Source organism: Streptococcus sp. HF-100 (assembly GCF_015594635.1).
Taxonomy (GTDB): Bacteria; Bacillota; Bacilli; order Lactobacillales; family Streptococcaceae; genus Streptococcus; species Streptococcus vaginalis.
The window spans coordinates 278,956-301,224 of record NZ_JADNQV010000001.1 but is presented as its reverse complement, the minus strand read 5'-3'; the positions used below and the strand labels follow the sequence as shown (position 1 = coordinate 301,224).

The following is a 22,269-nucleotide window of genomic DNA, read 5'->3' as shown; positions in this document are numbered from 1 at the left end:
TGTCTTTTAGTAATTAAGATAAATCAATTTTATTGGGCAATCATTATGAAATTTTTAATTAAATATTATAGACAATTTAGTATATTGTTAATCAGCTTCTTATTTTTTAATGTAATAGGGGCTTGTTTAAATTTTATATTAGAAGAAAGTAAAAATATAACAATCAATTCATATCTAACGCTAGGCTTGTTATGTGTACTAGCAGTAGAAATATTTTTAGGATATGTTATATCAAAATTTGTAAATAAAAAATTATATGCTTTTATATTATTTATTTATATTGGCTATTTAATTTTTTCTTACTTGCTAGAAATGTCTATGCATTTGACGGTATCTTCTTATAATCTATGGGATTTTAAAGCTAATCACTTTTTACAATATAATTCGCTAGTTTTTATTATTCCTACATTGTTGATAGCAATTATTTTTAAATATATTCCTAAATTAAATAATATAAAATTCAATAGTTTGAGAATTGATAATGAAAATCATGATATTTTAGAAACATTCTTTTTATCACAGATATTATTGAATTTCGTATTATTAGATAGTAAAACATTAAACTTTCTTAAGCAGACTAGTTTTTTAAAGAAATTTATTGTTAATAATAAATTTCAAATAACCGATTACTTCGCTTTCTCTTTAATAGGATTACTGGTTTATTTAACGATTCTACTTATCATTCCTAGTTTTTTCTCAGTAAAAGCAATAAAGGATATTTGTAAAAATAAAGCTAGTTTTTCAGTTGCGAGCTTATTAAGTCTATTATTTGCGATTGTTTTTAATTTTACAATACAAAATAGTATAAGAGGGGATGCAGAATTTCGCCTTTCAACAGGAGCAACTCCATTTCAAATTATTATTTTCTTTGTTATTTTTTTGATTATCTATCTAATATTTAATCGTTTTTTAATTTCTACAATATTTATCTTATTAGTCATTAGTGGGGTGACAGTAGCAAGTAGCCTTAAATTCCAATTTCGTCAAGAACCGATATTACCTAGTGATATAGTTTGGTTAAAGGAGCCTAAACTACTATTAGAATTCATTAACGGATTTTCGTATATAGTATATCTTTTACTAGGACTTCTTGTAATAGTAAGTTTGTATTATTTTTTCAGAAACAAAATATTAGCAAGTAAGATCATACAAAATTACAAATATCGTTTCTCTATTTTGATGTTAACTGTAATATTTCTAACCTCAATTGTAGGGATATTTGCAAATAGAAAAGACGGTAAAATTCAAGAGAACATACCTATAATTTCTGTTCTTAATAATTATGAAGATTTGAATTGGTATGGAAACACGATAAATGCTCGCTCTCGTTCACTTGCATTTGTTTGGTTATCGCAACTGTCAGACAGCACCATGTATAAACCTCAGGGTTATAGTGCCGAAAAAATTAAAGCAATTGAGCAAAAATATCAAAAAGCTTCTCAAATTTTAAATACAGAACGAACAAATAAGATAGAAGAACAAACGGTTGTTTACATATTGAGTGAAAGTTTTTCTGATCCTGCTCGTGTTGAAGGGGTTAAGCTTTCTCAAAATCCTATTTCAAATATTCAAGACATTAAGAACCAAACTACGAGTGGTTTAATGAAATCAGATGGCTATGGTGGTGGAACAGCAAATATGGAGTTTCAATCGCTAACTGGTCTACCATTCTATAATTTGTCACCTAGTATTTCTGTTGCTTATACAGAAGTTGTTCCTAAAATGAACAAATTTCCTGTTATTAGCGACCAATTTGAAGCTAAGAATCGTATCGCTATTCACTTGGCTGCCCCAACAAATTATTCTAGAAATGTTATTTATAAATCTCTAGGGTATTCTAAGTTTGTTAGTTTAATAACAAAAGGACTAGATGTTCATTATCAAGGAGTAAATTATAGTGATAGTTCCTCTTATCAATTAATTCTTGATAATATGAAAGATAGCCAAAATCAATTTTTCTCTGTTATGACGATGCAAAATCATTCTCCTTGGAAAGAAGAAGAACCAAATAATATTGAAGCTTCTAATTCAAATTTTTCTAGTGATGAAAATGACCAATTAACTAACTATACTCGTTTATTATACCACACAGACGTGGCCACAAAGGATTTTCTTAATCAACTTTCAAAAATAAATAAAAAAATTACAGTTGTTTTTTATGGAGATCATTTACCAGGGCTTTATCCACAGTCAGCTTTCAAAAATAATCCAGATAGCCAATATTTGACCGACTATTTTGTGTGGAGTAATTATGAGACGCCTAAATTGGACTATCCGATTGTAAATTCAAGTGACTTCACAGCTCTATTATTAGAACAAACCAATTCAAAAGTGTCACCTTATTATGCTTTATTAACAGAAGTTTTACACAAAGCAAGTGTTGATAAAAAAGATTTGGATGAGGAGGGACGGAAAATTGCAGAAGACCTGAAACTTGTTCAATATGATATGGTGGCGGGTAAGGGCTATTTGTCAAAAGATTTTTTTAAAGTACATAGTGAGTAAAAAGCTATAATAAGTAGCTCTACAAATCTCTATAGTTGGCTAAAAATTCAACTATGGAGTTTTTTCTTATGAAATGAGTTATGAATAGAATATAACAATATGTAAAATTGATTTTGTCATTATTTTTTGTCGAAAAGAATTCTTCATCTTTTTATGACATGAAAAGAAATTGGCATCAAGAACAATAAAATTTTCTTTGGTATGTTAAAAGTTAAGATGCTTTATAGATTTGAAAACAGATTTAATTACTAAACGAGTTAATTAGTTAATTCGATGATTACAACAAAGTTAGAGTTCAAAATAAAAAGAACCAAAACCAATACAGGCTTCAGTCCTTAAATCAACTATTTTAGCATCTTTTTCAGTATTTTAATCAAAATAGAGTAAATCTTTGCTTGTACTTGTAAAGACTTCAAAGCCATTTTTTGTGACATGACCGCAGTCTTCGATACGAACACCAACTTTTCCTGGAATATAAATTCCAGGCTCAACAGAGAAGCACATACCTTCTTCGATAACCATATCGTTTCCTTCCATGATAGATGGAAATTCATGTACGCTCATACCGATACCATGTCCCAGACGATGATTGAAATATTCACCATAACCGGCTTTTTCGATGACTTCGCGTGCTGCGCGGTCTACTTCATGAGCTGTTACTCCGGGTTTGATGAAGTCAAGAGCTGCCCGTTGAGCTTCAAGCGTTAGATTGTAAATGTCTTTTTTAAACTGATCTGGTTTTCCAACAGCAACTGTCCGTGTCATATCGCTGGCATAACCATTGACCATACAGCCAAGGTCAAATAGAAGCAGGGCATTGTTTTCGACTTTGTTTGCACCCGGAATGCCGTGCGGATTAGCAGCATTATCACCTGTCAAAACCATAGTCTCAAAGCTCATCTCATAGCCGAGTTGTTTGATACCAAAGTCAATTTGAGCAATAATATCTGTTTCTGTTTTATCGAGAGAAATAGTATCAAAACCAATCTTAACAGCCTTATCTGCATATTCTCCAGCAACAAACATTTTCTTAATTTCATCGGATGATTTGATGAGACGCATACGATTGATACAAGGTGTTAAGTTTGTAAATTCAGCTTGTTCAAAAACAGTACGCAATCCATTGTATTTTGTCAAAATCAAGTTATCAAATTCAACAGCAATTTTGCGGGCGCTGTCCGCTGGCAAGGCTGCTTTGATTTTTTCCCAAGGATTTTCAGAGTCAATATAGCCCACAACCTTAAAATCAACAATCGCACTAGCGCGATCTACTTCAAGAGCTGGGACAAAGAGTAGTGGTTCATGATTTGTGAAAATAAAAAGAAACATCTGGCGTTCATGAGGGTCGCTATAAAATCCTGTTAAATAATTAATCGTTACAGGATCAGAAACCACGGCAACATCTGTTTTCTCTGTTTCTAGATAAGAAATAATTTGATTTATTTTGGTCATTCTAGTACCTTCTTTCTACTCCTCTATTTTTGCAAAAAAATAAGTAAAAATCAAGAGGACAGTAAGAACTTTTTTGTCGCTTCAAAAATTTCACAGATTGGGTAGATTTTTCTTGTAAAATCATTGATAAAATTGCTAGAAATTTGCCTAAAGAACAAGATTTTTCAAAAAGTTATCAAAATGCTTGAAAGTGTTTCCAATAAGTGATAAAATGAGTTTGGTAGGAATGTGAAAACGATATTTTCAATATAGAAAGGAAGAAGCATGAACACAGACGATACAGTAACCATTTATGATGTCGCGCGTGAAGCGGGAGTTTCAATGGCAACCGTTAGCCGTGTGGTAAATGGAAATAAAAATGTAAAGGAAAATACAAGAAAAAAAGTTTTGGAAGTGATTGACCGCCTTGATTACCGTCCAAATGCGGTGGCGCGTGGTCTTGCTAGCAAAAAGACGACGACTGTTGGAGTTGTCATTCCAAATATCACAAGCAGTTATTTTGCAACGCTTGCAAAAGGAATTGATGATATCGCAGAGATGTACAAATATAATATTGTCTTAGCCAATAGTGATGAAGATGATGACAAAGAAGTTTCTGTTGTCAATACGCTGTTCTCAAAACAAGTAGATGGTATCATTTTTATGGGCTATCATTTAACAGAAAAGATTCGCTCCGAGTTTTCTCGTTCGCGGACGCCAGTTGTGCTTGCAGGCACAGTTGATGTGGAGCATCAATTACCAAGTGTGAATATTGACTATAAGCAAGCAACCATGGATGCAGTTGAATGTCTTACGAAAAATAATCAAAAAATTGCTTTTGTAAGCGGACCTTTGGTGGATGATATCAATGGTAAGATTCGTTTAGCTGGTTACAAAGAAGCTTTGAAGAAAGCTAAACTTACTTATAGTGAAGGATTGGTTTTTGAGTCAAAATACAGCTATGATGATGGTTATCAATTAGCAGAACGGGTCATTGCTTCTAAAGCTACAGCAGCTTTTGTGACTGGTGATGAGCTGGCGGCTGGGCTGTTGAATGGTTTATCTGATAAGGATGTAAATATACCAGAAGATTTTGAAATCATCACTAGCGATGATTCGCAGGTAGCACGCTTTACTCGTCCAAATTTGACAACTATTGGTCAGCCTTTGTATGACCTCGGTGCGATTAGTATGCGCATGTTGACTAAGATTATGCACAAGGAAGAGCTAGAAGAACGCGAAGTGGTATTAGCTCATGGTCTTATTGAGCGCCGTTCAACAAGGAAGTAAGGGAGAGACCGCAAGGTCTTTTTCTTTTGCTTTTATAATGCGTTGACCTTCTTGGTTTAATTTTTTCCATCTTTTGGGTATAATAGAAGACATGAAAGTATTACTTTATTTAGAAGGCAAGGCCGTTTTGGAAAAGTCGGGTATTGGTCGAGCTTTGCAACATCAGATGAAAGCTCTAGACTTGGCTGGGATTCCCTACACGACAGATCCTTCAGGAGATTATGATGTAGTGCATATCAATACCTATGGACCTAGGAGTTTGCGACTTTTGCACAAAGCAAAAAAGCAAGGAAAAAAAGTGATTATGCATGGGCATTCAACGAAGGAAGATTTTCGCAATTCGTTTATTGGGTCAAATCTTTTTGCCTCTGCTTTTGGGAAATATCTAGCTCACATGTATCAAATGGCGGATTTTATCATTACACCGTCTGAATACTCCAAAAAGTTGATTCAGGGCTATGGTGTGACAACACCAATTGTGGCGGTTTCTAATGGGATTGACCTTCATAAATATCAAAAAGATCCACATAAAGAAGAAGTGTTTAGAAAACATTTTCATATCCAAGAAGGGGATAAAGTTGTTGTCTGTGCGGGACTTTATTTTAGACGCAAGGGAATAGAAGACTTTGTAGAGGTAGCACGCAGAATGCCAGATGTTCGCTTTATTTGGCTGGGTAGTATTAACAAGTGGATCATTCCTCGGAAAATCAGAAATCTTGTACTTTTTGATCATCCTAAAAATGTTGAATTCCCGGGTTATTTTAAAGGTGCCGTTTTTGAGGGAGCTATGAGTGGTAGCAGTCTTTTCTTTTTCCCAAGTTATGAGGAGACAGAAGGGATTGTAGTGCTAGAGGCGTTGGCTAGTCATCAACATGTCGTTTTACGGGATATTCCTGTATATGAGGGCTGGATTGATGAGCAATCAGCTGAATTGGGGCATAATGTAGATGAATTTGTAGACTCTATCCAAAAGATTTTGGATGGTAAAGTAGATAAGCGAGAAGCTGGCTATAAGGTAGCGCAGAGTCGTTCAATTGATGATGTGGCTTATAAACTTGTGGATGCTTATCAAGAAGTATTGGAGATGTAGCATGCGAATTGGTCTTTTTACGGATACCTATTTCCCTCAGGTTTCAGGGGTGGCAACGAGTATTCGTACTTTGAAAACAGAATTAGAAAAGCTTGGACATACTGTTTTTATTTTTACAACGACAGATAAGGATGTCAATCGTTATGAGGATTGGCAGATTATTCGAATTCCCAGCGTGCCGTTTTTTGCCTTTAAAGATCGGCGAATTGCTTATCGCGGTTTTTCAACGGCTTTAGAGATTGCTCGCCAATATCAATTGGATATTATCCACACCCAGACTGAATTTTCTTTGGGTCTGTTGGGTGTTTGGATTGCGAAAGAACTGCGGATTCCAGTTGTTCATACCTATCATACACAGTATGAAGATTATGTACGTTATATTGCTAAAGGCATGGTCATTCGTCCTAGCATGGTCAAATACATTGTTCGCGGTTTTATGAGTGATTTAGACGGTGTGATTTGTCCGAGCGAGATTGTTTATGACTTGCTCGTGAAATACAAAGTAAAAGTAGAAAAACGTGTTATTCCGACTGGAATTGAGTTGGCCAAATTTGAACGTCCAGAAATTACTAGTGAGAACATTGCTGATTTACGGGGAAAATTAGGAATTTCAAATCAAGAAACCATGTTGCTTAGCCTATCACGTGTTTCGTATGAAAAAAATATTCAGGCAGTTTTAGCTGCTCTACCGGCTGTTTTAGAAGAAAATCCAGATGTGAAATTGGTAGTGGCAGGAGATGGACCTTATTTGTCTGACTTAAAAGCGCAAGCCAAACGGTTGAATATTACGGATGCAGTGATTTTCACAGGAATGATTGCACCCAGTGAGACAGCCTTGTATTATAAAGCAGCGGATTTCTTTATTTCCGCTTCAACGAGTGAGACGCAGGGCTTGACGTATTTAGAAAGTCTAGCGAGTGGCACTCCGATTATTGCGCACGGAAATCCTTATCTGGATAATGTTATCAATGATAAAATGTTTGGAACGCTTTATTATGAAGAACGTGATTTGGCGGGAGCCATTTTGGAAGCTGTTATTGCAACACCAGACTTGGATGAAAAGAGTCTTGCTGCAAAATTATACGAAATCTCTGCTGAAAACTTCGGCCGTCGTGTCTATGAATTTTATTTGGATTTAACCATTTCAAAAGATTTCAACAATGATTTATATCCGGAGGAGTCTGTTAGTAAGCGATTAGCGAAATCTGTCATTTATCTTCCCAAAAAAGCGATTGCCCTTCCTGTAAATGGATCAGCGCGAATGTTTAAAGCATCTAAACGACAAATCAAAAATATACAGAAATACCTGAAATAAAATTCCAAAACTAGCGAGGTGGGAAAATGAAACGCGATATTCCTTTTTTAGGCGTACTACTCTTTTTCTATTTGTTATTTTATGGAATTGTTCAAATGATACCGATGGACGAATTGTTACGAAAGGGATTGGTGGTGAATAATATTTTGATATATTCACCGCTAGCAACATTCCTTGTGGGAGCTGTCTATGCTGGACTATATGGTTTTTCTTGCCGTTTTTTGCTTTTAGCAACGCTTATGTTCTTTGTGACGATTATGATCTTTGGTGAATGGATTTTACTGTATCATGTAGCCTATTTTATCTGTTTATTGTTGGGGACGCTGTTAGGTTATGGGATATTTCGCTGGAGAAAGACAAGTAAATAAACATTGAGCAGTTCAGAGCATTTGCTTCTTTAGGAAATTACTACAGTAGCAGTGAAAAGTTAAGACAAGTGTATTGCGTTTCATAGTTTTTCCTAAAAATTCAATGAATGGTCTAAGGCTTTTGTCCGGACTATTTTTTGATATGAAAAACTGTCTTTGCAGAGCAAATGTGTCATATTTTGAACATATTTGTTCTAAAGTTGTAAAGTAAAGAAATGATGTGTTATGAGTTGAATTGGTAAATTTTAAGAAAAATTTGGTATAATAAAAAGATAGAAAAAGGTGAATAAAATGAAAAAAATATTAGTTGTAGATGATGAGAAGCCAATCTCAGATATTATAAAGTTTAACATGGTAAAAGAAGGTTATGAAGTAGTGACAGCCTTTGACGGTCGCGAAGCGTTAGAGATGTTTGAAGCAGAACGTCCAGATATTTTGATTTTGGACTTGATGTTGCCTGAAATGGACGGCTTAGAGGTGGCGCGAACGATTCGGAAAACGAGTAATGTGCCAATCATCGTTCTTTCTGCCAAAGACAGCGAATTTGACAAAGTTATTGGTCTTGAAATCGGTGCGGATGACTATATGACAAAGCCTTTCTCTAATCGTGAGTTGCAGGCGCGTGTCAAAGCCATTTTGCGGCGGACAGATTTGACAATTGAAAATCAAGAAGCAGAAGCTGCTCCGACAGAAATTGTGATTGGAGATTTGCAGATTTTGACCGATGCTTTTGTCGTGAAAAAGCATGGCGAAGAATTAGATTTAACACACCGTGAGTTTGAATTGCTCCACCATTTGGCAACGCATATCGGGCAAGTGATGACGCGTGAACATCTACTAGAAACGGTGTGGGGTTATGATTATTTTGGAGATGTGCGGACTGTTGATGTGACAATTCGTCGTTTGAGAGAAAAGATAGAGGATATTCCTAGCCGACCAGAGTACATTTTAACGCGGCGCGGCGTTGGATATTACATGAGAAACAATGATTGATAATATTAGACAATTTATTGTATCAAAAGACTTTGTATTTGTTTTACTTATTTTAGGGTTCATCTTGGTGATTACCTTGCTTTCCTTGGAAAATAGGCGAGACAATATTCGTATTCGCCAATTGAATCAAAAAGTAAAAGATTTAATTGCAGGCAATTACTCAGAAATTTTAGATGTACAAGGTGGTCCAGAAATTACGGATATTACCAATAGTATCAATGATTTATCTGAGGTAATCCGTCTAACGCATGAAAATTTAGAGCAAGAAACTAAGCGCCTGTCGAGTATTTTATCCTATATGACGGACGGTGTTCTTGCGACCAATCGTCGTGGGCAGATTATCATGATTAATGATATGGCGACCAAGCAGTTGGGGGTCAAAGAATCTGAAGCACGAAAGATGAATATCTTAAAACTGTTGGATATCGAAGACGAATATGACTTACGAGACTTGATTACGAAAGTTCCAGAATTGACTATTGATTCGCAGGATGAAAATGGAGAGTTTTTAAGTTTACGTGTTCGATTTGCCTTGATTCGGCGAGAATCAGGCTTTATTTCAGGGCTGGTTGCAGTGCTACACGATACAACGGAGCAGGAAAAAGAAGAGCGTGAGCGGAGACTGTTTGTTTCGAATGTCAGTCACGAATTGCGTACTCCCTTGACCAGTGTCAAGTCTTATCTGGAAGCATTAGATGAAGGCGCCTTGTCAGAACCAGTCGCACCGGATTTTATCAAGGTTTCATTAGACGAGACCAATCGGATGATGCGCATGGTTTCGGACTTGCTGAGTTTGTCACGTATTGACAATGCAACCAGTCATTTGGATATTGAATTGACGAATTTTACAGCTTTTATCACCTTTATTTTGAACCGTTTTGATAAAATCAGAAGTCAGAACGATGATAAAAAGTACGAAATTATTCGAGATTATCCGATTAACTCTATTTGGGTCGAAATTGATACAGATAAGATGACACAGGTGATTGATAATATTATCAACAATGCCATTAAATATTCTCCTGACGGTGGCAAGATTACGGTCAGTATGAAAACGACGGATACCCAAATGATTTTGTCGATTTCAGATGAAGGCTTAGGGATTCCTAAAAAAGATTTGCCGAAAATTTTTGATAGATTTTATCGTGTAGACAAAGCAAGAAGTCGCGCCCAAGGTGGATCCGGACTGGGCTTAGCCATTGCCAAAGAGATTATCAAGCAGCATAACGGATTTATCTGGGCAAAGAGCGAGTACGGCAAAGGCTCGACATTTACAATCGTTCTGCCATATGACAAAGAAGCTGTCAAAGATGATGATTGGGAAGAAGATGAATTAGAAGGATAGCATGAGCGAGAAAGGATTTAAGTATAGTATTTTAGCATCGGGTTCTACCGGTAACTGTTTTTATTTAGAAACTCCAAAGAAGAGGTTGTTGATTGATGCGGGCTTGTCTGGGAAGAAAATTACCAGCTTATTGAGTGAGATTGACCGCAAGCCAGAGGATTTGGATGCTATTTTGGTGACGCACGAGCATAAGGATCATATCCACGGTGTGGGCGTTTTGGCACGGAAATATCATTTAGACATCTATGCCAATCAAGAAACATGGAATGCTATGGAAGTAGCGCTTGGGAAGATTGATGTCAGTCAGAAGCATATTTTTGAAATGGGAAAAACCAAGACATTTGGCGATATTGACATTGAAAGTTTTGGTGTTAGTCATGATGCGGTTGCGCCACAATTTTACCGATTGATGAAGGATGATAAGAGTTTTGTTCTACTGACGGATACTGGCTATGTTAGCGATCGTATGGCAGGGATTATTGAAAATGCGGACGGGTATTTAATTGAGTCTAACCATGATATTGAAATCCTTCGTAGCGGAGCTTATCCTTGGAGCCTGAAGCAACGGATTTTATCTGACCAAGGACATTTGTCGAATGATGACGGGGCAGAAACCATGATTCGTACGTTGGGTTATCGCACTAAGAAAATCTATCTAGGTCATCTTAGCAAAGAAAACAATACCAAAGAATTGGCTCATATCACAATGGTCAATCAATTGGCACAGGCTGATTTGGCGGTTGAGCATGATTTTCATATTTGTGATACATCTCCAGATACGGCGACACCTTTAACAAATATTTAGGAGAAAGAATGCGGATTTTTTACTTAATGATTGGTTTTATTTCAGTAGGATTAGCCCTTTTGGGAGTTGCTTTACCGCTATTGCCGACACCCCCCTTTTTTGCTGTTGGTGATTGCATGCTTTTCACGCTCTTCCAAACGATTTGAAAAATGGCTATACCATACTAAGTTGTATCAAATCTATGTGGCGGACTTTCGCGAAACAGGTGCTATTGCTCGGGAGCGTAAAAGAAAAATTCTTATTTCCATTTATATTCTAATGGGAATTTCTATCTTCTTTGCACCTCTTATCTAGGTGAAGTTTGCTTTAGCTGCCTTAACTCTTTTTATGACGTATTATTTATTCAAAGTCATTCCAGATAAAGAATGAAAATTCATTTCATCTCTGGTGAACTTTTCCTATCAAATTCTTGGTATCGTTGGAGTATCAAGGATTTTTTTGATATAATAATAGAGAATTTGTTTTCATTTTATACTCTGTGAAGATCTCTTCAAACTTCGTCGGATTTCACAGTCACAGTCTGGGTGACTGTGAGAGGTGGCAGAGAAGGAAAGCGAAGCTTTTGTCAACCTTGCTGTATTCTTTGTTGCTGATTTCGTTGATTGCACCAGCAACTTCAAAAGTTCAAGTAGAGTTTTTGCCTCACACGCAGCTTGCTTTCTAGTTCCAATTGTCTGGGAGACAATTGGAGGTGATTGTTAAATTTTGGATGTTCATTAAGTATTAAAAGAAAAAGTTCTTCTTGAAAGGAGAAAAAATGAAAGATTTACATAAAGTTTTGAGTCAGCAATTTGGAATTGTCTTCCAAGATGAAAAGTTGCTGGAGACAGCTTTTACACACACTAGCTATGCCAATGAGCACCGCCTCTTAAACATTTCACACAATGAGCGCTTGGAATTTTTAGGAGACGCTGTTCTGCAATTATTGATTTCGGAATATCTGTATAAAAAATATCCGAAAAAACCAGAAGGGGACTTGTCAAAACTTCGCTCAACGATTGTACGTGAAGAAAGTTTGGCTGGTTTTAGTCGAGATTGTCAGTTTGATCAATTTATCAAATTAGGTCGTGGCGAAGAAAAGTCAGGTGGGCGTAATCGGGATACCATTCTTGGGGATTTATTTGAAGCCTTTTTAGGAGCTTTGTTGCTAGATAAGGGAGTGGAAGCGGTCAAAAACTTCCTGTATCAAGTCATGATTCCAAAGGTAGAAGTTGGAGACTTTGAGCAGGTGGTTGATTACAAGACCAAGCTACAAGAACTGCTCCAAGTCAATGGTGATGTCGAGATTGTCTATCAAGTCATCTCTGAGTCCGGTCCAGCTCATGCCAAAGAATTTGCTGTAGCGGTATCTGTTGATGGCAGAACGGTTGGACAAGGTCAAGGACGCTCGAAAAAATTAGCAGAGCAGGAAGCTGCTAAAAATGCATTTGAAAAGGAAAGTCATTCATGTATTTAAAAGAAATTGAAATTCAAGGTTTCAAATCTTTTGCAGATAAGACCAAGGTAATATTTGATCAGGGAGTGACAGCAGTCGTTGGACCAAATGGCTCAGGAAAGAGTAACATTACTGAAAGCCTGCGTTGGGCACTGGGAGAGTCCAGTGTTAAAAGTCTTCGTGGCGGGAAAATGCCAGATGTCATTTTTGCGGGGACTGAAACTCGCAAACCACTGAATTATGCTTCTGTTGTTGTCGTTTTGGACAATAAAGACCGTTTTATCCAGCAAGCTGCAGATGAGATTCGTGTGGAGCGTCATATTTATCGCAGTGGGGATAGCGAGTATAAAATAGACGGTAAAAAGGTACGTTTACGAGATATTCATGATTTGTTTATGGATACAGGGCTCGGACGAGATAGTTTTTCCATTATTTCCCAAGGAAAGGTGGAAGAAATTTTCAATAGCAAGCCAGAGGAGCGCCGTGCCATTTTTGAAGAAGCGGCTGGCGTACTGAAATACAAGACGCGGCGCAAGGAGACTGAAAGCAAGCTCAGCCAAACACAAGATAATCTAGATCGGCTGGAAGACATTATTTATGAGCTCGATAGTCAAGTGAAGCCTCTTGAAAAGCAAGCTACGACAGCTAAGCAGTTTTTGAAATTGGATGAGGAACGCCGTGCCCTTTATTTGGATGTATTGATTGCTCAAATAAAGGGAAATAAAACACAGCTGAATGATACTGAAGAACGGCTTGTGGGGATTCAGCAATCTTTGTCTGCTTATTACAGCAAACGTGACCAGCTAGAGCAAGAAAATGCTCTTCTGAAAGAAAAACGCCATGATTTGCAAAAACAAATGGCAGATGATCAAGCGAGTTTACTGGAATTAACACGCCTCATCAGTGACTTAGAACGCCAAATCGAAGTTTCCAAATTAGAATCTAGTCAAGCTGCCAACAGTCGGAAGGAAAATGAGGAACGCCTGAAAGGATTGACAGAAAAATTAGAGGCGGTTCAAACAGAATGGCAGGGAAAAGACGAGCAGTTGACTGATTTTGCTGTAAAATTGGAACAAAATCAACAAGCGATTCATAAATTAGAAGCTGAAATTGAGGCATTTTCGGATGATCCTGACCAGATGATTGAAAAATTACGTGCTGAATTTGTCCAATTGATGCAGGAAGAAGCGGACTTATCCAATGATTTAACTGCTTTAGAAAGTCGCTTAGCCAACGAATTGCAATTATCTGAAAGCAAACAAGCAGAATTTGCTAAGTTAAAAGAAAATTTAAAGAATCTTCAAATCAACGAGCAAAGTCAACTGGAAGATTTAGCAACAGCTCGGCAGTTGGTTCAGCAGTTACTGGCAGATTATCAGGCACAGCTAAAGCAAGTGCAAACTGTAAAAACGAATTATCAGCAGAACCAAACGGCAATGTTTGATTTAATGGATGATGTAAAAAATAAGAAGGCGCGTGTTGGTAGTTTAGAAGCTATTCTGAAAAATCACAGTCATTTCTATGCTGGGGTGAAAAGCGTTCTTCAAGAAGCAGAGCGCCTGGGCGGTATTATCGGTGCTGTTAGTGAAAAATTGAGCTTTGATTCGCATTACCAGACAGCACTTGAAATTGCACTTGGAGCAAGTAGCCAGCATATTATCGTAGAGGACGAACAAGCTGCGACACGAGCAATTGAATTTCTGAAACGCAATCGAACAGGACGGGCAACTTTTCTGCCACTGACAACGATTAAAGCGCGGCATTTACCAGATCATCATCAAGCAAGCATTGAAAAAAGCACAGGTTTTCTTGGTTTGGCTTCGTCTTTGGTGTACTATGATAAGAGTTTAGAGCATATTTTCCAAAATTTGCTAGGTACAACAGCCATTTTTGATACGGTAGAAAATGCGCGAGCAGCCGCTCGCAAAGTTCGGTATCAAGTACGAATTGTCACGCTGGATGGAACAGAATTGCGGACAGGCGGTTCTTATGCAGGTGGCGCTAATCGAAATAACAATACGATTTTCATCAAGCCGGAGCTAGACGCTTTACAAATGGAACTTTCTGAGAAGAATGCGACTTTAGCAGAGCAAGAAAAACAAGTGGAAGATTTGCACACGCAGCTAAGCCAAGCCAACAGTCTGTTAGAAGAAATAAAAGTAAGTGGTGAGGAAGCACGATTAGCAGAGCAAAAGGCTCAAATGGCTTATGAGCAAACACATAAACAGGTTGAAGACTTATCCGAGCTCTTAGCGCTGCAAGAAAGAGAGCTATCTCGTGAAGTTCTTCCTGATATGGCGGAGCAAAAGGAACGATTGGTTAATCGCCTTGCAGAAATTGAGCAAGAGAAAACCGAAACAGAAGCCGAGATTGAGCAGATTAAGTCGGATAAAGATGCTGTTCAAGCACGTTTAGACAAGCTAACAGCCCGCTTATCTGAGCTTCGTTTGGCTCGTACCGAGCTGACGGGGCATCAGCGTTACGTTCAGACGGATCTCACACGTTTGTCCAATGAAAAATCTGAATTGGACAAAGAGATTTCAACTTTGCAATTTTTAATGGAGCAAAAGGAAGAGACCGCTTCAAAAGTGGATATTGCTGTTTTAGAAGAGCAATTAACACAGGCTATACAGGAAAAGACAACTTTGAACCAAGCTACCATTCGTCGTCAGTTTGAACTGGACGATTTGGAAGGGCAAGCAGAGGATCTTACTAGTCATCTGGAACAAGCCCGCCAGCAAAATGAGGATCTGATTCGCAGTCAAGCCAAGGCAGAAGCTGAAAAAGATAAGATTGCAGATGTCCTTCGACGTCTTTTGACGAATTTGACAGATGACTATCAAATATCTTTTGATGAAGCTAGTAAACAGGCTCGTCCACTAGAAAATCTTACGGTTTCTGAAACTAAGGTTAAGGACTTAGAAAAGGCTATTCGGGCTTTAGGACCAGTCAATCTTGATGCGGTAGAGCAATTTGAAGAAGTCAGTCAACGACTGCATTTCCTCAATACTCAAAGAGATGACGTACTCTCTGCGAAAAATTTGCTTTTGGAAACCATCGAAGAAATGAATGACGAAGTAAAAGAACGCTTCAAATCAACCTTTGAAGCTATTCGTGAGAGCTTCAAAGTGACTTTCAGACAGATGTTTGGCGGCGGTTCAGCGGACTTGATTTTGACCGAAGGCGACCTGTTGACTGCGGGGGTAGAAATTTCGGTTCAACCGCCCGGCAAAAAAATCCAATCACTCAATCTGATGAGCGGAGGAGAAAAGGCGCTATCAGCCTTAGCATTACTCTTCTCCATTATTCGTGTCAAGACGATACCATTTGTCATTTTGGACGAGGTGGAAGCTGCACTTGACGAAGCTAATGTCAAACGTTTTGGCGACTATCTTAATCGCTTTGACAAGGACAGCCAGTTTATTGTGGTAACACACCGTAAAGGAACGATGTCCGCAGCAGACTCTATCTATGGGGTAACCATGCAAGAGTCCGGTGTATCAAAGATTGTCTCCGTAAAATTAAAAGATTTAGAAAGTATGTAAAATGAATATAAAATTAGTTGCGACAGATATGGACGGCACCTTTTTAGATGACAAAGGGCAGTTTGATATGGTTCGACTGAAGCAGTTGTTGCTCCGTTTTAAAGAAAAGGGCATCTATTTTGCAGTAGCCAGTGGACGCGGTTTGCTGTCATTAGAAAAGCTATTTGAGGATGTGCGAGATGAGATAATTTTTATTGCTGAAAATGGTAGTCTGGTAGAATTTCACGGAGAAGATCTCTATGAAGCAACCATGTCCAAAGATTTTTATCTATTAGCTTTTGAGAAATTGAAGACATCTCCTTTCATCAATACCAGTGAATTGCTTCTAACAGGTAAAAAAGGCTGTTATGTTTTGGAAACGGTTGATCCAGCTTATTTAGCTTTTAGTACGCATTATAATGAAAATATCCAAAAAGTAGCTCGCTTGGAGGATATTACAGATGAAATTTTCAAATTTACAACCAATTTTTCTGAAGAAACAGTAGCTGTTGGTGAGGCCTGGGTCAATGAACACGTTCCCGGTGTCAAAGCTATGACGACAGGTTATAAGTCAATTGATATTGTCCTAGACTATGTAGACAAGGGCGTTGCCATTGTCGAATTGGCAAAAAAATTAAATCTTGAGATGGATCAGGTCATGACATTTGGTGACAATCTGAATGATCTACACATGATGCAAGTAGCAGGTTATCCCATTGCCCCTGAAAATGCTCGTCCAGAGATTTTGGAAGTAGCCAAAGAGGTCATTGGGCATCATGCGGCGCATTCAGTGATGACGTATATGGAGGGCTTATAATGGCAGATATAAAATTGATTGCCTTGGATTTAGACGGAACTTTACTGACTTCTGAGAAAAACATTTCAGAGCGAAATTTGGCAGCTCTTAAGATGGCTCAAGAGCAGGGAATCAAGATTGTTTTGACGACCGGTCGCCCTCTAAAAGCAATGGAGCTTTTCTTAAACGAACTGGGCGTAGCCAATCAAGAGGACGAATACACCGTTACTTTTAATGGTGGTTTGGTGCAACGCAATACAGGTGAAATTCTTGATAAAACAGTTTTTGCCTATGACGATGTGGCTCGTATTTTTGAGGAAACAGAAAAGTTAGGCTTACCACTAGATGCGATTTGCGAAGGAACTGTCTACCAAATCCAGTCAGACCATGAATCGCTTTACCAAACTTGCAATCCTGCTTTAACATTTGAGTCGGTTTCATTTGCAGACTTATCTAGCCAACAGACTTATAATAAATGTGTAACAGCTTATGCACCAGATCCGCTTGATCGTGGCATCACTCAGCTTTCGTCCGATTTATTTGACAAATATGAAATTTTTAAGTCGCGCGATATGCTGTTAGAATGGTCTCCGAAGAATGTTCATAAGGCAAATGGCTTAGAAAAATTGATTGCTCATTTAGGAATTGAACAAAGTCAAGTCATGACTTGCGGAGATGAAGCAAATGACCTGTCTATGATAAAATGGGCAGGACTTGGTGTAGCTATGCAAAATGCAGTAGCAGCAGTCAAAGAGGTCGCCAATGTAGTGACGCCGATGACGAATGACGAAGATGCTGTTGCTTGGGCTATAGAAAAATATGCACTAAAATAAAGGAGGAATTGAATGGGGTTATTTGATCGCCTTTTTGGTCGCCAAAAAGAAGAAAAACCAGTTGAAAATATTCCTGAAGAAGCTGTAGAAACAGCATCAGAGGATGATCAAGGCAAGAATCTAGAAATAGTAGAAACAGCTCCTGTAGAGAATATGCAATCTGAGAATCTAGATGAACAAACATTCCAAACAGAGCTGAAAGAACTCCTTGCTGAGGATGAAGCACGTCTTGAAACCATTCAAGAAAAAGTAGAAGAAATGGAGCCAAAGTTGGCTGATATAGTAGCGGATGCAGAGTCAGCTGAAAATGATTCGCAAGCTCCAGAAAATCATGTATCACCAAATGAGGCTGTAGCTGTTCCGCAAGCTGATGAAAAAGTTCTTTCACCAAATCCAACTCACCAAGCAGGTGCTGCTACAGATTTACAGGAACGTCTAGCAGAAGCTAGAAGACAGCAGGCAAAACAAGAAAATATGAGGCAGCTGAACGAAGCGAACGCATGGTCAAGCTCAGCAGAGTCAACTACGGTAGAGAAGACTATTAGCGAACCAGTTGAAGCAAGTTCATTTATTCAAGAAGAAACGGTTCAGGAAAAGTATGACCGCAGTCTCAAGAAGACACGGACAGGTTTTGGAGCGCGGCTTAATGCTTTCTTTGCTAATTTTCGCTCGGTAGATGAGGAGTTTTTTGAAGAGTTAGAAGAACTCTTGATTACGAGTGACGTGGGAGTGCAAGTCGCTTCTAATCTGACAGAAGCCTTACGCCAAGAAGCTCGCCTTGAAAATGCCAAAAAGCCAGAGGCTCTTCGTCGGGTCATCATTGAAAAGTTAGTAGACATCTATGAGAAAGATGGCCAGTTTAACGAAAAAATCAATTTACAAGACGGTTTGACAGTCATGCTTTTTGTGGGTGTAAACGGAGTTGGGAAAACCACTTCGATTGGGAAATTGGCTTATAAATATAAGCTGGCTGGCAAGAAAGTCATGTTAGTTGCAGCTGATACTTTCCGTGCAGGAGCTGTTGCTCAGTTGGTGGAATGGGGACGTCGAGTAGATGTTCCGGTTGTGACAGGTCCAGAAAAGAGTGATCCAGCTAGCGTTGTTTATGACGGTATGGAGCGTGCAAAGATTGAAAATGTGGATATTCTCATGATTGATACAGCCGGACGCTTGCAAAATAAAGATAATCTAATGGCAGAATTAGAAAAAATTGGACGGATTATCAAACGGGTAGATCCAGTTGCGCCACATGAAACTTTCTTGGCACTGGATGCATCAACTGGTCAAAATGCCCTTGTTCAAGCTAAGGAATTTTCAAAAATTACGCCAGTAACAGGAATTGTCTTAACAAAAATCGACGGAACTGCGCGTGGTGGTGTCGTTCTTGCAATCCGTCAAGAGCTGGATATTCCAGTTAAACTGATTGGATTCGGAGAAAAAATTGACGATATTGGAGTATTTAACTCTGAAAACTTTATGAAAGGGCTCTTAGAGGGCTTGGTATAAGAAAAAAGACTTGCAAATGAATTGCAAGTCTTTTGTATATATTTACTTTACCCCAATCGTCCTTCTTTGCGATAGGCTTCATCTGGACGCCAGTTCCAATCAGCTTCAAATTGGTTAAGGAGTTCAAAGCTGGCTTCGGGTCCCATAGTACCTGATTTGTAATGATGAAGGGGAACTTCGTTATTTGCCCATAAGGCTTCAATACGGTCAATCAATTCCCAACTAGAGCGAACTTCGTCCCAGTGGCTAAAATTGGTTGAGTCATTGTTTAGCACATCGTAGATGAGCTTCTCATAAGGTTCTGGTGACGCACCAGAAGCTGTTGCATCTGTACGATAATCAAGTGTCAATGGAGCTAAGTTAAATTGCTCGCCCACTTCTTTGCCATTCATGCTAAGAGAAAATCCTTCAGTTGGTTGAATGTAAATCGTCAGCACATTTGGTTGAAGCGAGGAGCCGAAAATGGATTCCATTTGCTTGAAGACAATGTTGACATGGGTTCCCTTGGCAGTGAGACGTTTTCCAGTACGGAAGAAAAATGGCACCCCGCGAAATCGGTCACTATCTACAAAGAATGCACCAGAAGCAAAGGTTTCTGTGGTAGATTCTGGGTCAACATTTGGTTCGCTGCGATAGGAAATGTACTTTTTCCCGTCCACTTTGCCAGAAGTGTATTGACCACGAATGAAGAGCTTTTTCAAATCATTATCGGTCGGCTTGTGTAAGTGCTTGAAAACCTTAATCTTTTCAGCACGAATATCATCTTTGGTAAAAGTTTTGGGTTTGTCCATAGCAAGCAAAGACAGGAGTTGAAGTGTGTGATTTTGCACCATATCGCGCAGTGCACCTGAATGGTCGTAATAACCACCACGTTCTTCCACACCTAACTTTTCAGCAAAGGTAATCTGTACATTGTCAATATAATCACGATTCCAGACATTTTCAAAAAGAAGATTGGCAAAGCGAATGGCAAAAATACTTTGAATCATTTCTTTGCCGAGATAATGGTCAATCCGGAAAATCTGTTCTTCGTCAAATGTTGCCAACAAATCGTCGTTCAGTTTGCTAGCAGAGGCAAGGTCTGTGCCGAAGGGTTTTTCTACAATTAAGCGTTCAAATCCCTTCCCGTCCACAATTTGTTCTGATTTGAGGTGTTTAGCAATCGTCCCAAAAAACTGAGGAGCCATAGATAGGAAGAAAAGTTTATTGTGTTCTGCTTGATAGTGCTCATTGAGATGATTTTGTAGTTTTCTCAATTCAATATAATGCTCGGTATCTTGGACATCGTGACTTTGGTAATAGAAATGGCTAGCAAATTCTTGCGCTTGCTCAGGGCTGTCTGCAAGTTCTGTGATAGACTCGACCACGACAGATTCAAAATATTCCTTGCTCCAAGGCCTGCGAGCTGTACCGATAACGGCAAAATGCTTAGACAGATTGCCAGATTTATACAATCTAAAAAGAGAAGGATAGAGTTTTCTTTTTGCTAAATCTCCACTGGCACCAAAAATTGTAATAATCACTTTTGAAGACATTTTGAACACCCATTTTCTAATATTTTATTTATTTTACCATAAATTGATTAAAATTTCTGATTTTTGATAACTCGAAATAAAGAGTAAAAGAGATAAAAAATAAGGATAACAAGGAAGAAAAGGAGTAGAAAGACAAGATGCACACCTGTCGTAGTATCAGGAGCTTGATTGACCATGATAGCAGCAATTGCCGTTCCTAAAGCTCCAGCAAATGTTTGAGCCATTTGAAAAAGTGCTGTGGCATCTGGCGACTTCTCACGACCAATTTGTGAAACAGACAAGGCCATCGTGTTGTTGAAAGCCAGATTGCGCCCAATCGTGAAGAAAATATAAAAAAGGATAATGAGCGGTAATGCTAAGGCTTTTGTAAAAAATGCAAAAATAGAAACAGCTAAGAAAAAGAGGAGGTTCCCACCATATAGAGAAAGTTTGGGTCCCTTGGTATCATACAATTTTCCAAAGAAAGGTGCTGAAAAAGCTCCTAACATTGTTCCAGGAAGCAATGCAAAGCCAGCAGCAGAAGTAGCCTCGTGTTTTACTAAAACTAAGAAATTAGGAATCAGAAAATTGGCTGATAAATTTGAAAATTGGTAGAGAAAGAAAGGAATAATTCCTAGTAAAATAACTGGATTTTTCAAAATACGAATATCTAAAAAAGGATGCTCTACCGTTAAACTTCGCCAAACGAAAAGGACAAGTGATAATAAAAAGATGATGACAAAAGTCCAATTAAAGCTACCTTCTTCTAAGCTAGAAATCATCATGATAGAAAAAGTCAGTGAAAGTGTAAGAAGCAAGAAAGAAATCCACTCAAAAGGACGTTTTTGTTTATTGGGGGTATTTTCTAAAAATAAAAATCCTAATATGAAGGAGATAATCGGAACGGGCATGATGAGTGTGTAAATCATGTGCCAGTCAAACAAGCCAATCATAAAGCCGCCATAAGTGGGACCAATCGCAGGAGCTAGGCTTATAACGAGTCCAGACAGTCCCATGTAAAACCCGATTTGATTGCGCGGAATACGTTCTACGATAAGGTTAAACATAAGAGGAATAGCAATTCCTGTGGCTGCTCCTTGCAAAATGCGTCCTAACATAAGTAGGGCAAAATTGGGGGCAATCATCGCAACGCCATTACTCAGCGTAAACATAGCTAGACTGGTGAATAGAATTTTACGCTCAGACCAATTGTGTGCTAGAGTGGCTCCAAGTGTAATCGTGATAGCGACAGCTAGCAGATAACCTGTTGTAATCCATTGCAATGTGCCAAGGTCTGTATGAAAAACTTTCATAAGGTGCGGAAAGGTGACATTCATACTGGTTTCAGATAGAATTCCAGCAAAAGCAATGAGTGCTGTAGCGAGAATAGAGAGCAAGGTTTTCCTTGAAACGGGTTGGTTTTGATGTGACATAATACCTCCTAAAAATATAAATTTCTCTTATTTTATCATAATTACTTATAAAAGAGCATAATAGGAGACCTAGAGAAATACTTCTC

General features: G+C 38.2%; 16 protein-coding genes and 1 pseudogene. 14 read left to right on the top strand and 3 right to left on the bottom strand.

Annotated elements, in window-relative coordinates; translation table 11 throughout:
- The first annotated feature begins 45 nt into the window (after positions 1-45).
- Positions 46-2,505 carry an LTA synthase family protein gene (locus IYQ23_RS01435; protein ID WP_195673875.1) on the top strand — a complete coding sequence of 820 codons (2,460 nt, stop codon included), beginning with the start codon at positions 46-48 and terminating at the stop codon, positions 2,503-2,505.
- 369 nt (positions 2,506-2,874) lie between these two features.
- Here IYQ23_RS01435 and IYQ23_RS01430 read toward each other — a convergent pair whose 3' ends face one another.
- The gene (locus tag IYQ23_RS01430) at positions 2,875-3,957 is read right to left on the bottom strand and encodes a M24 family metallopeptidase (RefSeq protein ID WP_195673874.1); all 1,083 of its coding nucleotides are present in this window, start codon (positions 3,955-3,957) and stop codon (positions 2,875-2,877) included.
- A gap of 264 nt (positions 3,958-4,221) precedes the next feature.
- On the opposite strand from IYQ23_RS01430, the gene ccpA reads away from it, so the two are divergent.
- From ccpA to ftsY, 13 genes and pseudogenes are all read left to right on the top strand, one after another.
- A complete protein-coding gene (gene ccpA, locus IYQ23_RS01425) occupies positions 4,222-5,226 on the top strand; it encodes a catabolite control protein A (RefSeq protein ID WP_195673873.1) in 1,005 nt (334 codons plus the stop codon).
- Between the two features lie 91 nt (positions 5,227-5,317).
- Positions 5,318-6,316, top strand: coding sequence for a glycosyltransferase family 4 protein (locus IYQ23_RS01420; RefSeq protein WP_195673872.1), 999 nt, complete (start codon positions 5,318-5,320; stop codon positions 6,314-6,316).
- A gap of 1 nt (position 6,317) precedes the next feature.
- Positions 6,318-7,631, top strand: a complete 1,314-nt coding sequence (locus tag IYQ23_RS01415; RefSeq protein ID WP_195673871.1) for a glycosyltransferase family 4 protein — start codon at positions 6,318-6,320, stop codon at positions 7,629-7,631.
- A 26-nt stretch (positions 7,632-7,657) separates the two neighbouring features.
- Entirely contained in the window at positions 7,658-7,999 is a 342-nt protein-coding gene (locus tag IYQ23_RS01410) for a hypothetical protein (protein WP_195673870.1), read from the top strand.
- A gap of 291 nt (positions 8,000-8,290) precedes the next feature.
- Complete coding sequence (gene yycF, locus IYQ23_RS01405) at positions 8,291-8,992, top strand: response regulator YycF (RefSeq protein WP_003025150.1); 702 nt, start codon at positions 8,291-8,293, stop codon at positions 8,990-8,992.
- On the top strand, positions 8,985-10,337 hold the full coding sequence (gene vicK / locus IYQ23_RS01400; RefSeq protein WP_003032751.1) for a cell wall metabolism sensor histidine kinase VicK: 1,353 nt from the start codon (positions 8,985-8,987) through the stop codon (positions 10,335-10,337). The genes yycF and vicK overlap by 8 nt, the downstream gene beginning before the upstream one ends.
- Position 10,338: 1 nt before the next feature.
- A complete protein-coding gene (locus IYQ23_RS01395) occupies positions 10,339-11,142 on the top strand; it encodes an MBL fold metallo-hydrolase (RefSeq protein WP_003025145.1) in 804 nt (267 codons plus the stop codon).
- 8 nt (positions 11,143-11,150) lie between these two features.
- A pseudogene (locus IYQ23_RS01390) lies at positions 11,151-11,511 on the top strand (YbaN family protein).
- Positions 11,512-11,899: 388 nt separating this feature from the next.
- Complete coding sequence (gene rnc, locus IYQ23_RS01385; protein ID WP_195673869.1) at positions 11,900-12,598, top strand: ribonuclease III; 699 nt, start codon at positions 11,900-11,902, stop codon at positions 12,596-12,598.
- Entirely contained in the window at positions 12,589-16,122 is a 3,534-nt protein-coding gene (gene smc / locus IYQ23_RS01380; protein WP_195673868.1) for a chromosome segregation protein SMC, read from the top strand. The genes rnc and smc overlap by 10 nt, the downstream gene beginning before the upstream one ends.
- A 1-nt stretch (position 16,123) precedes the next feature.
- The gene (locus tag IYQ23_RS01375) at positions 16,124-16,918 is read left to right on the top strand and encodes a Cof-type HAD-IIB family hydrolase (protein WP_195673867.1); all 795 of its coding nucleotides are present in this window, start codon (positions 16,124-16,126) and stop codon (positions 16,916-16,918) included.
- Entirely contained in the window at positions 16,918-17,730 is an 813-nt protein-coding gene (locus IYQ23_RS01370; protein WP_195673866.1) for a Cof-type HAD-IIB family hydrolase, read from the top strand. The genes IYQ23_RS01375 and IYQ23_RS01370 overlap by 1 nt, the downstream gene beginning before the upstream one ends.
- A gap of 12 nt (positions 17,731-17,742) precedes the next feature.
- Complete coding sequence (ftsY, locus tag IYQ23_RS01365; RefSeq protein ID WP_195673865.1) at positions 17,743-19,236, top strand: signal recognition particle-docking protein FtsY; 1,494 nt, start codon at positions 17,743-17,745, stop codon at positions 19,234-19,236.
- Between the two features lie 47 nt (positions 19,237-19,283).
- Here ftsY and zwf read toward each other — a convergent pair whose 3' ends face one another.
- Both zwf and IYQ23_RS01355 read right to left on the bottom strand, forming a co-directional pair.
- Complete coding sequence (gene zwf, locus IYQ23_RS01360; RefSeq protein WP_195673864.1) at positions 19,284-20,771, bottom strand: glucose-6-phosphate dehydrogenase; 1,488 nt, start codon at positions 20,769-20,771, stop codon at positions 19,284-19,286.
- 47 nt (positions 20,772-20,818) lie between these two features.
- Entirely contained in the window at positions 20,819-22,183 is a 1,365-nt protein-coding gene (locus IYQ23_RS01355) for an MFS transporter (RefSeq protein ID WP_195673863.1), read from the bottom strand.
- Positions 22,184-22,269: the final 86 nt, after the last annotated feature.